The organism is Pseudalkalibacillus sp. A8, assembly GCF_045920555.1.
Taxonomy (GTDB): Bacteria; Bacillota; Bacilli; order Bacillales; family Fictibacillaceae; genus Pseudalkalibacillus.
In genome coordinates this window covers 1,180,135-1,193,900 of the sequence record NZ_CP174509.1, presented here as the reverse complement: position 1 = coordinate 1,193,900, position 13,766 = coordinate 1,180,135, and the positions used below count along the sequence as shown (strand labels likewise).

At 42.0% G+C, this 13,766-nt stretch carries 12 protein-coding genes, 1 pseudogene and 2 riboswitches; of the genes and pseudogenes, 8 read left to right on the top strand and 5 right to left on the bottom strand.

Translation table 11 applies throughout. The features are described from left to right. Position 1 precedes the first annotated feature (1 nt). Positions 2–1,210 carry an S-methyl-5-thioribose kinase gene (mtnK, locus tag ACJROX_RS06225; RefSeq protein WP_408009891.1) on the bottom strand — a complete coding sequence of 403 codons (1,209 nt, stop codon included), beginning with the start codon at positions 1,208–1,210 and terminating at the stop codon, positions 2–4. 157 nt (positions 1,211–1,367) lie between these two features. Next, positions 1,368–1,497, bottom strand: a riboswitch (SAM riboswitch). Positions 1,498–1,807: 310 nt separating this feature from the next. Between mtnK and tnpB (ACJROX_RS06220) the strand changes: the two genes are divergently transcribed. From tnpB (ACJROX_RS06220) to ACJROX_RS06200, 5 genes are all read left to right on the top strand, one after another. After that, positions 1,808–2,959 (top strand): IS200/IS605 family element RNA-guided endonuclease TnpB, encoded by a 1,152-nt coding sequence (gene tnpB, locus ACJROX_RS06220; RefSeq protein ID WP_408009890.1) that lies wholly within the window; start codon positions 1,808–1,810, stop codon positions 2,957–2,959. A gap of 145 nt (positions 2,960–3,104) precedes the next feature. Next, a riboswitch (SAM riboswitch) is annotated at positions 3,105–3,216 on the top strand. A 111-nt stretch (positions 3,217–3,327) separates the two neighbouring features. Further along, on the top strand, positions 3,328–4,581 hold the full coding sequence (locus tag ACJROX_RS06215) for a 2,3-diketo-5-methylthiopentyl-1-phosphate enolase (RefSeq protein ID WP_408009888.1): 1,254 nt from the start codon (positions 3,328–3,330) through the stop codon (positions 4,579–4,581). After that, positions 4,578–5,246 (top strand): 2-hydroxy-3-keto-5-methylthiopentenyl-1-phosphate phosphatase, encoded by a 669-nt coding sequence (locus tag ACJROX_RS06210; RefSeq protein WP_408009887.1) that lies wholly within the window; start codon positions 4,578–4,580, stop codon positions 5,244–5,246. Before ACJROX_RS06215 ends, ACJROX_RS06210 begins: the two co-directional genes overlap by 4 nt. Further along, complete coding sequence (locus ACJROX_RS06205) at positions 5,243–5,869, top strand: methylthioribulose 1-phosphate dehydratase (RefSeq protein WP_408009885.1); 627 nt, start codon at positions 5,243–5,245, stop codon at positions 5,867–5,869. The genes ACJROX_RS06210 and ACJROX_RS06205 overlap by 4 nt, the downstream gene beginning before the upstream one ends. A 22-nt stretch (positions 5,870–5,891) precedes the next feature. After that, complete coding sequence (locus ACJROX_RS06200; RefSeq protein WP_408009883.1) at positions 5,892–6,440, top strand: acireductone dioxygenase; 549 nt, start codon at positions 5,892–5,894, stop codon at positions 6,438–6,440. 774 nt (positions 6,441–7,214) lie between these two features. On the opposite strand, the gene ACJROX_RS06195 is transcribed toward ACJROX_RS06200, so the two are convergent. Then, the gene (locus ACJROX_RS06195; protein ID WP_408009882.1) at positions 7,215–7,982 is read right to left on the bottom strand and encodes a creatininase family protein; all 768 of its coding nucleotides are present in this window, start codon (positions 7,980–7,982) and stop codon (positions 7,215–7,217) included. A gap of 258 nt (positions 7,983–8,240) precedes the next feature. Here ACJROX_RS06195 and ACJROX_RS06190 point away from each other — a divergent pair, with 258 nt between their 5' ends. Next, entirely contained in the window at positions 8,241–8,690 is a 450-nt protein-coding gene (locus tag ACJROX_RS06190; RefSeq protein ID WP_408009881.1) for a hypothetical protein, read from the top strand. A 292-nt stretch (positions 8,691–8,982) separates the two neighbouring features. Here the strand turns inward: ACJROX_RS06190 and tnpB (ACJROX_RS06185) are convergent. Both tnpB (ACJROX_RS06185) and blaOXA read right to left on the bottom strand, forming a co-directional pair. Next, a pseudogene (tnpB, locus tag ACJROX_RS06185) lies at positions 8,983–10,094 on the bottom strand (IS200/IS605 family element RNA-guided endonuclease TnpB). 212 nt (positions 10,095–10,306) lie between these two features. Further along, a complete protein-coding gene (gene blaOXA, locus ACJROX_RS06180) occupies positions 10,307–11,101 on the bottom strand; it encodes a class D beta-lactamase (protein WP_408009880.1) in 795 nt (264 codons plus the stop codon). Positions 11,102–11,245: 144 nt separating this feature from the next. Between blaOXA and ACJROX_RS06175 the strand changes: the two genes are divergently transcribed. Further along, positions 11,246–11,398, top strand: a complete 153-nt coding sequence (locus tag ACJROX_RS06175) for a hypothetical protein (protein WP_408009879.1) — start codon at positions 11,246–11,248, stop codon at positions 11,396–11,398. A gap of 152 nt (positions 11,399–11,550) precedes the next feature. Then, positions 11,551–12,585 carry a PLP-dependent aminotransferase family protein gene (locus ACJROX_RS06170; protein ID WP_408009878.1) on the top strand — a complete coding sequence of 345 codons (1,035 nt, stop codon included), beginning with the start codon at positions 11,551–11,553 and terminating at the stop codon, positions 12,583–12,585. Between the two features lie 329 nt (positions 12,586–12,914). Here ACJROX_RS06170 and ACJROX_RS06165 read toward each other — a convergent pair whose 3' ends face one another. Continuing rightward, positions 12,915–13,718: an alpha/beta fold hydrolase gene (locus tag ACJROX_RS06165; protein ID WP_408009877.1), complete on the bottom strand. Its 804-nt coding sequence runs from the start codon at positions 13,716–13,718 to the stop codon at positions 12,915–12,917. Positions 13,719–13,766 lie beyond the last annotated feature (48 nt).

Genomic DNA, 13,766 nt, shown 5'->3' with positions numbered 1-13,766 from the left:
GTTAAACTCCTTTTACCAAGTTGATGAGGTCTTCGATGGTGTTCACATAATGTCGGTTAAGGATCAGATGCCTCCCGGTCTTAAGGGACTCCCGTTGGACATTCAACCGTTTTTCCGGGTCTTCGATGCCATGGATGTCCTCTACATGTGAAAGGCCGATCGTCCGTCTGATGATCTTATTTCCTGCAAAACCAACCGTCTCCTGAAGGATTTCATCTAACACAGCATCGAGATATCCAGACACTGCAAGGAATGGATCTTTCCCTTTATCAACCCATAATTTCGTAAACTCCGCTGTGAACACGTTCCAAGTTTCTTCGATTACATCGAGCAGGTAGGCTTGAAAATCACGACGGACAGCTTCATCTTCAATCCTGGCTTCCTGTGCCAGACTGTTCAGGATCAGATTGGCGATAAAGGCACCGACATCGAACCCGATTGGACCGAAAAAGCTGAACTCAGGATCGATCACTTTCGTCGAATCTTCGGTGGCGAAAATACTTCCGGAATGCAGGTCACCATGTATCAGCGCTTCCGCTTTTGTAAGAAAGAGATGCTTGAGCTTCGCCGCTTCAAGCTTCAGTTCATCATCCGCCCATAATGCTTCGACCTCTGGACGTAGTTCCTCAGGAAAATCGTTGGTGTCGTGATCGAAAAATGGATCTGTAAATACGAGATCCTCGGTGATTTTACAAAGTTCAGGGTTAACGAATTTGGAAGCGAGCAGTTTTTTCTCACTTGGATCCAGTCCAAAATCGGATGTATGGAATAAGGTATGGGCGATGAATTTCCCGATATCAGTAGCAAGTTTCGGATACTTTCTGCCTTCTATCAGCCCTTTTCTCAGTATGATATAGTCTGACAAGTCCTCCATGATCGTTACGGCGTAAACCTCATCTGTCCCATAGACCTCAGGGACAAGATCGGGTACGTATTTTGCTGCCTCTTTCAATGATTCACTTTCGATCCGTGCCCGGTCTAGCGTCAACGGCCAGGATTCGCCGACTACTTTTGCGTATGGGAGTGCCTGCTTGGCAATTAACGACTGCCCGGTATCATCTTCTTTTACATGGAATACATAATTGAGATTTCCGTCACCGATCTCGTAACATGTCACCGGACTGTCCTTAGAGATGAAATTTCCATCTTTCAAGTACGCCACGACCGTCTCTGTTGTGAAAGGTTCATAGGTTGATTGCTTCGTTAACATAAGAGAAACCTCCTTATTTTGGATATAAAGAAAACTTGCGAAGCCAAGCCTGCAGCGATGGCTGAGCCTTAGTTGCACTTATACTTAAGAAAGGGTTTATAGTGCAAAAAAAAACCTCTTTCCGATGAAAGAGGTTGAAGGTATGTAGTCTTCGTCCCTCTCATCTACCAGGATGTATGGTTTCATCCTGTTGGAAGTAGCACCGTGCCTTTTCTAGAATCCTTAAATAGAAAGGTCGGTTGCTGGGCGTCATAGGGCCAATTCCCTCAGCCTGCTCTTGATAAGAGATTTTATGAAATTTATGATTATTGGAATGTAAAAACTAACTTGAAAAGAATATTACAGAACACCTTCTCAACTGTCAACAGGTTTTTCCAAGAAAAGAAAAATATCCTGTTAAGGAATGATCCAAACGCTTAACTTCTCAAAACCTCTCACTAATTTTATCGTTTACCGACAGAAGACTCCCACCTCAAGGAATGTGAAGGGCGTATCCCAATGAGTAGGTGGGAGATGAATGTCGGTTGGGGTTAGGCAAAGTGGACCTCGTTGTGTTAGAATAAGAACATACATTCCCTTTAAGCGAGATGATCAGCCATGTTAATCAAAAAAGCGTATAAGTTTCGGATCTATCCAAACAAAGAACAGGAAATCTTAATCGCTAAAACCATTGGTTGTTCTCGTTTTGTGTTTAATCATTTTTTAGCTCAATGGAACGATACCTACCGTGAAACAGGCAAAGGGTTATCGTATAACACTTGCTCTTCTCAATTAACACAACTTAAGAAAAAATTGGTTTGGTTAAAAGAAGTTGACAGCATTGCTATACAATCCTCTCTTAAAAATCTTGCTGATTCGTATACTCGATTCTTCAAGAAACAAAACAAAGCACCACGATTTAAGTCTAAAAAGAATAATGTACAATCCTACACAACAAAGCACACGAACGGCAATATTGCGATTGTAGGCAACAAAATCAAGTTGCCTAAACTTGGCTTAGTCAGGTTTGCCAAAAGTCGTGAGGTTGAAGGTCGTATCCTGAATGTCACGGTTCGACGTCATCCAACCGGAAAATATTTTGTATCCATCCTTGTTGAAACAGAGGTTGAAGCGTTACCTAAAACCGGTTCAGCTTTAGGGATCGATGTTGGCCTCAAGGACTTTGCGATTTTGTCTGATGGAACAATACATAAGAATCACAACTATTTTTGCAAACTTGAAAAGAAATTAGCCAAAGCACAACGTACGCTTTCAAGGCGTAAAAAGGGTTCTTCCAACTGGCATAAGCAACGGATAAAGGTTGCACGACTGCATGAGAAAATCACCAATGCAAGAATGGATGACTTGCATAAAATCTCGACCGGTATTGTCAAAAACCACGACATCATCGGTATAGAAGATTTACAAGTAAGGAATCTATTGAAAAACCACCATTTAGCCAAATCTATCAGTGAGGTTAGTTGGTCGAAATTCCGTATGATGCTTGAATACAAAGCGAAGTGGTATGGCAAACAAGTGGTCATTGTCGCAAAAAATTTTCCCTCTAGTCAACTATGTTCAAAGTGCGGATACAAAAACAAAGATGTTAAAAATCTCGGATTGCGTAAATGGGATTGCCCTTCTTGCGGCGAACATCACGATCGAGACATGAACGCAAGTATCAATATTCGTAATGAAGCATTACGATTAAACCGCAGGAACTGCGGGGATAGCCTAGTTAAGAACCGGTGGTTGCACTGGTGCTCTTAGGAATCTCCCACTTCAAACAGACCGTAAGGTCGTTAAGTGGCGAGAGGTTCAATTAAATAAAATAATAGTTAGGGAATTGACATGCACGAATTTCCGTGTAATAATCCGTGTTATAAATCTATTTAACTGGAATTCAATCGTATGACTCTTATCAAGAGAGGTGGAGGGACGAGCCCGAAGAAGCCCGGCAACCGGCTTTTAACTGTAGTTAAAAACACGGTGCTAATTCTCGCAGCTTTAGAGCTGACAGATGAGAGGATGGAGACCGCAATCAATCGACCTCTTCCTCTTGTGGGAAGAGGTTTTTTATATGGGTTAATAGAATGATAACCTTTAAAATTTGTTAAATACTTGAAAGGGTGAACGTCATGAGTGAAAAAATCATTGCTACCTACCTGCTGCATGACAAAAAAGAAGATCTTGAGAAAAAAGCGGAATCGATCGCACTCGGATTGACAGTCGGATCATGGACGAACCTGCCAGCTTTGGAGCAAAAGCAGTTGAGCATACATAAAGGGAGAGTGATTGACGTCACCTACCTTCCTGAAGACGAAAAAGCGGATCACTTTTTTGGAGGAAAACGGACGAAGGGAATCATCAAGATTGCCTACCCTTCCGCTAACTTCAGTAACGACATCCCGGCCATTTTGACGACAATCTTCGGTAAACTTTCATTGGATGGGGAAATCAAGCTGCTCGATATTGAGTTATCGGATCTGTTGCTTTCTCAGTATCCTGGTCCGCAATTTGGAATCTCTGGTATCCGAGAGAAACTCGACGTTTATGACCGGCCATTGCTGATGAGCATTTTCAAAGGCGTGATCGGTAAGGAGCAGCAGGACCTCGACAATCAGATGCGGCTTCAAGCCCTGGGCGGTGTCGACATCGTCAAGGATGATGAGATCCTCTTCGACAACGAAAAGACGCCATTCGAATCAAGGATCAAGTCCGGACTGCAGGTTTTAAAGGAAGTGTATGAGGAAACGGGCCACCGGACTTTGTATGCTGCCAATTTGACTGGCCGGACCTTCGATTTGAAGGAAAAAGCGAAGCGGGCAGTGGAACTTGGAGCCAACTCCCTGTTGTTAAATGTATTTGCCTATGGGTTAGACACCCTGCAGGCTTTGGCGGAAGACCCTGAAATCAATGTACCGATCATGGCGCACCCAGCGTTCAGCGGAGCGATCACACCTTCCCCATTTTACGGTGTCTCGAATAAAGTCCTGCTCGGAAAGCTTTTACGACTGGCTGGTGCAGACTATGTTCTGTTCCCGTCACCGTATGGAAGTGTAGCGCTGGATAAGGGGGAAACGCAAGAAATTGCTGAAGCGTTGACAGTTGATGAAGGTCCATTGAAAAGAGCTTTCCCTGTTCCATCTGCCGGCATCCACCCGGGACTGACGCCACTGCTCATCAATGACTTCGGTGAGGATAGCATCATCAACGCTGGTGGCGGAATCCACGGTCATCCGGACGGAGCAGACGCTGGCGGCAGAGCATTCCGCGATGCAATTGATGGTGTATTGGACGGCCGGTCATTGGAACAAGTGGCTGAAGTAAGTGATCCACTGAAAAAAGCGCTTGATCTATGGGGTCCTGCGAAGGTGAAATCAAAATCATGAGCAGACAACCGATCATCTTTTGTGACTTCGATGGTACGATTACTATGAGCGACAATATCATTACTATTATGAAAAAGTTTGCGCCACCAGAATGGGAAGAATTGAAGGATTTGATTTTATCCCAGCGGATTTCTATCCGTGAAGGTGTCGGAAAGATGTTTTCGCTCCTTCCGAAAGATTTGAAGGATGATATTAAAGAATATGCAATCCGTCAGGCTGAATTCCGTCCAGGTTTTGAAGAATTCGTAGCCTTTACGAAAGAACAGAACATCAAACTGCTTGTGGTTAGCGGAGGCATTGATTTTTTCGTCTATCGATTGCTTGTGCCTTTTGACATTGAGCGCCATGATATTTACTGCAACGGCAGTGATTTCACCGGCGAAAGGATCAGAATCACCTGGCCACATCCGTGTGATCGTTATTGCGACAATGACTGTGGCTGCTGCAAACCTTCGATTTTAAGAAACTATGATCCTAAACAATACGACAGGATCGTGATTGGTGATTCGATCACAGACTTACAGGCAGCAAAAATAGCAGACAAGGTGATCTCAAGAGGTTTTTTAACCGAGAAATGCCGTGAATTGGACCTGGATTACAGAGCATTCGAAACCTTCTACGATGTCATCGGAATTCTGAAACAAAGACAGGAGGAGCTGGTATGAGTAAGTTGAAGAAGTACTGGAATGAGCTTGCCGATGTAAAAGATGAACTTGCTTCTCGTGATTGGTTTCCCGGTACAAGCGGAAACCTTTCGATCAAAGTCCAGTCAGACCCACTCAATTTCCTTGTGACAGCAAGCGGGAAAGATAAACGGAAACGGACGTCAGAAGATTTTGTCCTTGTGGATGAAAACTGTGTACCGGTTGAGGAAACAGTGTTACGTCCTTCAGCAGAAACGCTTATCCATAAGGAAATCTATGAGCGGACGGATGCAGCCTGCTGCCTCCATGTCCACACCGTCGACAACAACGTCATTTCAGAGCTTTACGGCGATGAAAAGTGTGTCGTGTTTCAAGGACAGGAGCTGATCAAAGCCTTCGGGCTATGGGAACAGGATGCAAAAATCACAGTACCGATCGTGGAAAACCATGCGGATATTCCAACATTGACAAAGGAAATGGCGGCAAATCTAAGGGAAGATGTTTATGGGATTCTGATCCGAAACCACGGGATAACCGTCTGGGGCAAAAACGCGTTTGAGGCAAAGAAATACTTGGAGGCTTTTGAGTTTCTATTTTCCTATCATCTGAAAATCAGATCATATAAAAGCTTAAGTCTTTCATAATTTTTTAAGGAGGAGATTGAAAATGGCAGTCATTAAAATCAGAAACACGAACGAAGCGATTGAAGGAGACAAGGCAGTCGGCGAATTTCTACAGAATCAAGGGGTACTTTACGAAAAATGGGATACGAGCAAGCTCCCAGACGAATTGAAAGAAAACTGTAGGATCAATGATGAACAGAAGCAGCAAACACTCGAAGTATTCGATGAGGAGATCCGCTCACTCGCACAACGGAATGGATATGTAAGCTGGGATGTCGTTGCACTCTCTGAAGAAACACCGGACCTAGAAGCATTGTTGAAAAAATTCGAGCAAGTCCACGTGCATACAGAAGATGAAGTCCGTGCAATTACAGCAGGTCACGGTATTTTCATCATCAAGGGTCAAGACGACCTCGGCTATTTTGATGTCGAATTGGAAGCCGGCGATGTCATTTCCGTACCGGTCGAGACGCCGCATTTCTTCACTTTGATGGATGATCGCCAAGTAGTAGCTGTCCGCCTGTTCATCGATCCATCCGGCTGGGTAGCGCATCCTTACAAAGATCCTGAATTCGAAGAACAGAAAGCGTAATGAATTGATAATAGAACTTGGTAATCCTGTCCATTTTGAGGTAGGAAAACGGAAATCCAGGGTTAATCACACAGAACTCACCTATGATCTGAAAATGAATCCAGAAGAAAAGAGCTCGGTTTCAAGCTCTTTTCTTCTGTTTATGTAAGACGCACTTACTCCATAATGCTTCCTTATCTTGGATTAATTTGTTACATTCATTTGTGATACCCCCTCGATCTATTTAAACTCGATCTATTTAAATACGTTATTTTTGATCTTTTGCAACTTTATGACCTTTATTCTAAAGTTCGTATCAATAATATTCGTCTTATACTAATGTCACTGAATGACCAAGTTGTTTCCCTAGAGAACAACACCCTCCTCTTCCTCTACTACTTTTGGGTAACATGATGCAAAATACAGTTCTTCCTGGCTTACTTTCAAGAAGTGTCTCCATCAATATGATACTAACTAGAGATAATTGGATAAAAAGACGGGCTTAAATGATAGATCACTATCATACGTTCGGTGAAAGCAGAAACTAAAATACATCAACAAGGAGCGCCACTGTTTAAGGGTGGTGCTCCCTGTTAAAGCAATAGATTTAATGATTTGTTTTGGTGTACCTCTTCCAAAAATTCGTCCACCACTCTTCTTGCTTGGAAATCTAAACAAATAAAACTCCAACTCTTTTCCTGTAAAAACGCCGCTGATCTAATGAATAAAGTTCCAAATCAATCAAATAGCGAATATAGAATATCATTTTCTATACTCGCCACATGACATCCCGTCTTATAATAAACGATTAAAATCCTTATGAACTGCTTTTATGATTTCATCGGAAAAAAGCTCTAAGAAGTATTCACCCCATTCTGCTTTTGCCTGTCTCGGATCGCCCAAAATACCAACTTCTGTAATACCGACTATCCCACTTTTAAACACCTTATTTAAAACTTCCTCTGTCATTGGGCCGATATAACCAGGTGTTGCTTTATCCATATCCACTTGTTCAGGGGCAGTATGAAGCATTACAGATGTTTCCATTGCTCCTCCGTGTCCGCAGCTTCCTTCAACCAGTCCATACTTCTTTTCAAATTGTGCCATGAGATCCATCAACTCCATTAATGATAACGAACTGCTAAATTGCATCTCTGGATGCATCTCTTGAAGGTTCTTAACGATCTTCTCATTTTCATTAAAGTTTCCTCCATGAGAGGAGAAAATAATAACCTTTTTGAAGCCGTGTTTTTTATAGCTTGTGACATAATCCTCTATTATCCCACGGTACACTTCTGGACGAAGCGTTAAACTGCCGGCCATTGGAATATGGTGCTCCGACAGGCCTGGACGAATAACTGGGGCAACAAGTGCGTTACCAAGCTTTTCTGCTACAAGAAGCCCAGCTGCCTGACCTATTACTGTATCAGTCAGTTCAGATAAGTGATAACCATGTTGCTCAACTGAAGCTGTACAAATAATCACTGTATCCATCCCAGCTTCAATTTTTTCTTTAACTGTAGGCCAGTTCATATGTTCTAGCAAATAATCATGGGTTTTCAATATCAATCACTCCAAAAACTTATTTTGTACACCAATTAGTTATTAAATACTACATCTATATCTTTGTTGCTTATTGTTTAAAATCCTCTTCATATTTCAAAATTTAAAAGCATTATTTTTACGCTATAATTGAAAGAAATAATTAATCAAGGAGTATGACTCTTCATAACTTTTTGTAACCCAAAACCCATGCATTTTTAGAGGTATTTCCTATTTTTGTTAGAATACACATATTAAGGGTGTGGGAAGGAGGAAACTATGAAAGTATTACTTTCACTGATAATAATAGCCTCATTTGTGGTACTAAGTGGATGCGGGACTACCATGTCGGAAGAAAGTGGTATGTTTACGTTTGAAACCGAAGATACTGATATCTACCAAACTGTTACCATGGATAGAAAAAATGGATGGTCCCTTCTAAAAAATGATGAAGAGGTCGCCACCGTCCAATACATCAAGACCGAAGAATTTGATTCGGAGATCGTCCCTAATTTCGAAGGGGGACTCCATGCAGATGAAATTAAATCAGGCTGGTACTATAACAACACCCGATTGGTGTTAGAGCACGTAAAGTCTATGGATGTTGCTCAGCGTTTCCATTTTCTTTTTCCGGTCGATGATGAACATTCCTACCTTTTAATTTCAACCACCCCTACCTTGGAAAAACACCAGATTGAAGAACTTGCTCAATCGTTTCGATATGATTGAATTTTTCCTTAATATATCAATATTTTAAAGGAGGTTATCAAAATAATTACGTTTATAACTTCAGTTATCCCTTACTTATGCTTTTAGCCATAGTGGGAGTGGTCTGGTCGCTTTTATCGATACGAATAGTTTTAAATGAACAATCTAAAAAGTCCGATGAGATGATCATGCTGCTTAAAGAAATGAATAACGGTGATAAGCATACATTTTGAACCTCTCGCCACTTAACGACCTTACGGTCTGTTTGAAGTGGGAGATTCCTAAGAGCACCAGTGCAACCACCTGTTCTTAATTAGGCTATCCCCGCAGTTCCTGCGGTTAATCGTAATGCTTCATTACGAATATTGATACTTGCATTCATGTCTCGATCGTGATGTTCGCCGCAAGAAGGGCAATCCCATTTACGCAATCCGAGATTTTTAACATCTTTGTTTTTGTATCCGCATTTTGAACATAGTTGACTAGAGGGAAAATTTTTTGCGACAATGACTACTTGTTTGCCATACCACTTCGCTTTGTATTCAAGCATCATACGGAATTTCGACCAACTAACCTCACTGATAGATTTGGCTAAATGGTGGTTTTTCAATAGATTCCTTACTTGTAAATCTTCTATACCGATGATGTCGTGGTTTTTGACAATACCGGTCGAGATTTTATGCAAGTCATCCATTCTTGCATTGGTGATTTTCTCATGCAGTCGTGCAACCTTTATCCGTTGCTTATGCCAGTTAGAAGAACCCTTTTTACGCCTTGAAAGCGTCCGTTGTGCTTTGGCTAATTTCTTTTCAAATTTGCGAAAATAGTTGTGATTCTTATGTATTGTTCCATCAGACAAAATCACAAAGTCCTTGAGGCCAACATCAATCCCTAAAGCTGAACCGGTTTTAGGTAACGCTTCAACCTCTGTTTCAACAAGGATGGATACAAAATATTTTCCGGTAGGATGACGTCTAACCGTCACATGAAGGATACGACCTTCAACCTCACGACTTTTAGCAAATCGAACGAAGCCAAGTTTAGGTAACTTGATCTTGTTGTCGATAACCGCAATATTGCCGTTTGTGTGCTTTGTTGTGTAGGATTGTACATTATTCTTTTTAGACTTAAATCGTGGTGCTTTGTTTTGTTTCTTGAAGAATCGAGTATACGAATCAGCAAGATTTTTAAGTGAGGATTGTATAGCAATGCTGTCAACTTCTTTTAACCAAACCAATTTTGTTGTGTTAATTGAGAAGAACAAGCGTTATAAGTTAATCCTTTGCCTGTTTCACGGTATGTATCATTCCATTGAGCTAAAAAATGATTAAATACAAAACGAGAACAACCAATGGTTTTAGCGATTAATGTTTCCTGTTCTTTGTTTGGATAGATCCGAAACTTATACGCTTTTTTGACGAACACGGATGACCACCTCGTTTGAAGGGAATGTATGTTCTTATTCTAACACAATGAGGTCCGCTTTGGCTAACGCCAACCTACATTCATCTCCCACCTACTCATTGGGATACGCCCTTCACATTCCTTGAGGTGGGAGTCTTCTGTCGGTAATACGATAAAAGACGCGTTCATATGACAACGCGTCTGATTGCTTTATACGTCTCATCTACATTTTTTTAGTCAATGATGTTCTTCTTTTTCAGTGTTTCAAGCGTGATATTTTTGGCTTCGGTTCCGCTGCCGTCGATGTTGACGGCATAAACCCATGTCGTTTTTTCTGTCTCGAGAAACCCTACAAACCATCCGAGACCAAAATCCGATAGCCTGGTACCTGTTTTCCCGTGAAGTGTATATTCATCCTGTTCATCCTGAATCATCATACGTTTCACGGTTTTCTGATGCTTTTCTTCAATAGGAAGCTCATCCTCTACTAGCCTTTCAATAAAATCCACTTGTTCCAAAGCTGAGATTTCCATACTGCTGGCCAGCCAAAACTTATCAATTCCACCGCTTATATCCTGATTCCCATATTGCATAAGGTCTACATAATGTTGCATTTGTTCTTCTCCAATATCCCGCGCCATGTCCTGATAATACCAGATAACCGAATATCTCATTCCCGAAGCTAATGTATGATCCCTGTTCCAATCTTCAATTTCTCTGATGACGCCATCCCAGTGTTTCACTTCATATTCATCCCTGACCACTGCTGTTTCCAATCCGATCAAAGCATTCGGAACTTTATAGGTGGATTCAGGTGTGAATGTTTGCATGCTTCTCTCCTGGTTGTACACATATACCTGATCGTTCCGTAGATTTTTCAACACCATCGTCCCTTCTTTTCCATTAAAAAACTCCCCGATTTCCAAGTCCTTCGGCTTCTGGTGCCCTGTCCCTGTTACTGTACCTGTTCCCGTGAATACAAGCAAAAAAGAAAAAACTAGTAAGACCGCAGCCCTTAACATCTTCATTTTATGACCTCCTTCTTTTGAATGGGTATTTCTCATGATAGTAAACAAGCTTTTGATATCCTAAACTATACGTAACCAGCCTTATATCGGAAAGCTTCATTTTTACCGTCTGTACCCATACAGATCAGAAGGAGAGGATCCTAATTGCCTACGAAATACGAAGAAATCATGCAGGAAATCGAGGTCAGGATGAGGGATGGACGCCTGAAGCCCGGATCCCGGCTGCCCTGGTCCGTGCTTTTTCAAAAGAACTGCAATGCAGTATCAATTCGGTTGTCAAAGCCTATAGCGAATTAGAAAGGGAACACAAAACCTACTCTATCCCGAAAAGCGGTTATTTTCTCGTCGGCCGGAATAAGACGGATGATAACTCCAAAGAAACGTTGATCGATTTCTGTTCTGCTGGTCCCGACCCTAGCAAGATGCCCTACCGAGATTATCAACATTGCATGAATCAAGCGATTGACCTTTATAAAGAAGAAATGTTTCATTACTCAGAGCCTCTAGGATTGACATCACTGCGCCAACAGCTTTCAAAACAGTTACAGGAGCTTCAGGTTTTTGCTCCTCCAGAGAGGATTTGTGTTGTTTCAGGCTCGCAACAAGCACTTGATCTCCTTGTTTCTCTTCCCTTTCCAAATGGAAAAATGGAAATCTGTGTTGAACAGCCGACCCATTTCAGCTTTATCGAATCCATTTCTACCCGTGGGTTGAAAGCAATTGGAATTGAAATGACCGACAGCGGGGTTGACCTCGAACATTTAGAGAAAACCTTCAAGGAAAGAAGTATCAAATTTTTTTACACCGTATCACGATTTCAAAATCCAACAGGTTACAGTTATTCGAATGAGGAAAAACGGAAAATCGTGGAGCTGGCTCAGAAATATGACGTATATATCCTTGAGGACGATTATATGGGAGACCTGGACACGAGAAGAAAAGCAGACCCGATGTTTGCCTATGATCCATCCGGCAGGATCATCTATACAAAAAGTTTCTCCAAAGTTCTATTGCCTGGTTTGAGATTAGGGTTGGTTGTTTTACCAGAAGCTCTGCTTGAAAGCTTCACCAAAGCTAAATTCGCGGCGGACGTCCATACCCCTGTCCTAACCCAAGGGGCTCTTGAAATTTATTTACAAAGCGGGATGTTCATGGCGCACATTCAGAAACTCAGAAGACAATACAAGAAAAAAGGCAACCTCCTTAAACAGTCTTATCTAAATTACCTTCCACCTGAAGCTGGTTTTACAGGAGGTGTCTCTGGGTTTTATTCTACCATTAAGTTACCAGGACGGATGAAATCAAAACACCTTGTCGATCATTTGAAGAAAAAGAATGTCCTTGTCCAGGACGCGACCGATATGTATCTTCCTGACTATAGGAAGGAAAACCGGATTCGGCTGAGTGTATCGCAAGCACCAGATGCAAAAATTAAAATCGGCGTTAAAAAAATTGAAGATGGGATTCGTGAGGTTTTAGTATGAAAGTTACGTCAGCCCATATTCACAAGTCAACTTTTTCCTATCCATGGAGGTAGTATCCGTTTATTTTTCAATGAAGGACCTGACTGTAACTTTCTCAAACTTGCTTTGTAACAATAAGAAAAACCCACGGAGAAAATAAATTCTCATGGGTTTATTTTTCTTGGGTCTTTTTCGAAACAGGCGGCTCTGGCAATTAATTTTAGAGAACAACAATTCCGTTATTTGTTACAAAAAGTGGTAATCCGAAAAAATTAGAGGACATCTGTTCCTCTATTCGGGTGATACACCGCTGATTTCCAATGATTATTTTGAGTTACCCTTTTCCCAATTTAAAGTGATTGTACGAACTCTGTTACGACTTCGTTGAACACCTCAGATTCCTCCAAAAATGGACAGTGGCAGCTATCTTCGAACACGACCAGATAGGAATTCACGATTTGATCATTCAAAAACTTCCCTGCTTCTACTGGAATCAGTTTTTCTGCTCTTCCGAAACAGAGCAGGGTCGGGACTTTGATGTTTTTGAACCGATCGCGATAATCGACGACTGTCTGATCGAACAGAATAGCACTTGCGACAGATTCCGGTAGCTTAGTGGTTTCCTCTAGCATCCAATCGAAATCTTTCGGATCAAGCTCTTCCTTGAACATGAGCGGAATGAACTCGGCCAGGAAGCCTACCCGGTTATTCTGCACTTCCCGCATCAGATGGATCAATGTCGGGAAATCGAAGGCACCACTAGGGAAGTCATCCCACTTGAAGTCGGAGGCTAATTCATCGACAATGACGGTTCCTTTGACATTATCGTCGCCGAACTGCTGGAGGTAATCCCAAACGACGAACGCTCCCATCGACCATCCGACCAGGACGACATCCTTCAGCTCCATTTTTTCAATGAAGCTGTGCAGATCGCTGGCATAATTCGCAACAGTGTGGCCATGATGGACTTTCGCCGATTGCCCATGCCCCCTCAAATCCAAGAGGATGATACGGTGATCCTTCCTGAAGTGCTCGGTTTGCTTCTTGAAAAAGCGGCTGCTCATCCACACTCCATGAATGAAAATGACCGGCACCCCTTCTCCCACATCCTCATAGTACAATTCCACCTGATCTTCTACATTGATATACGGCATCGAGTGACTCCCTTCATTTTAAATTCATCGTTACAGTCTATTCATAGA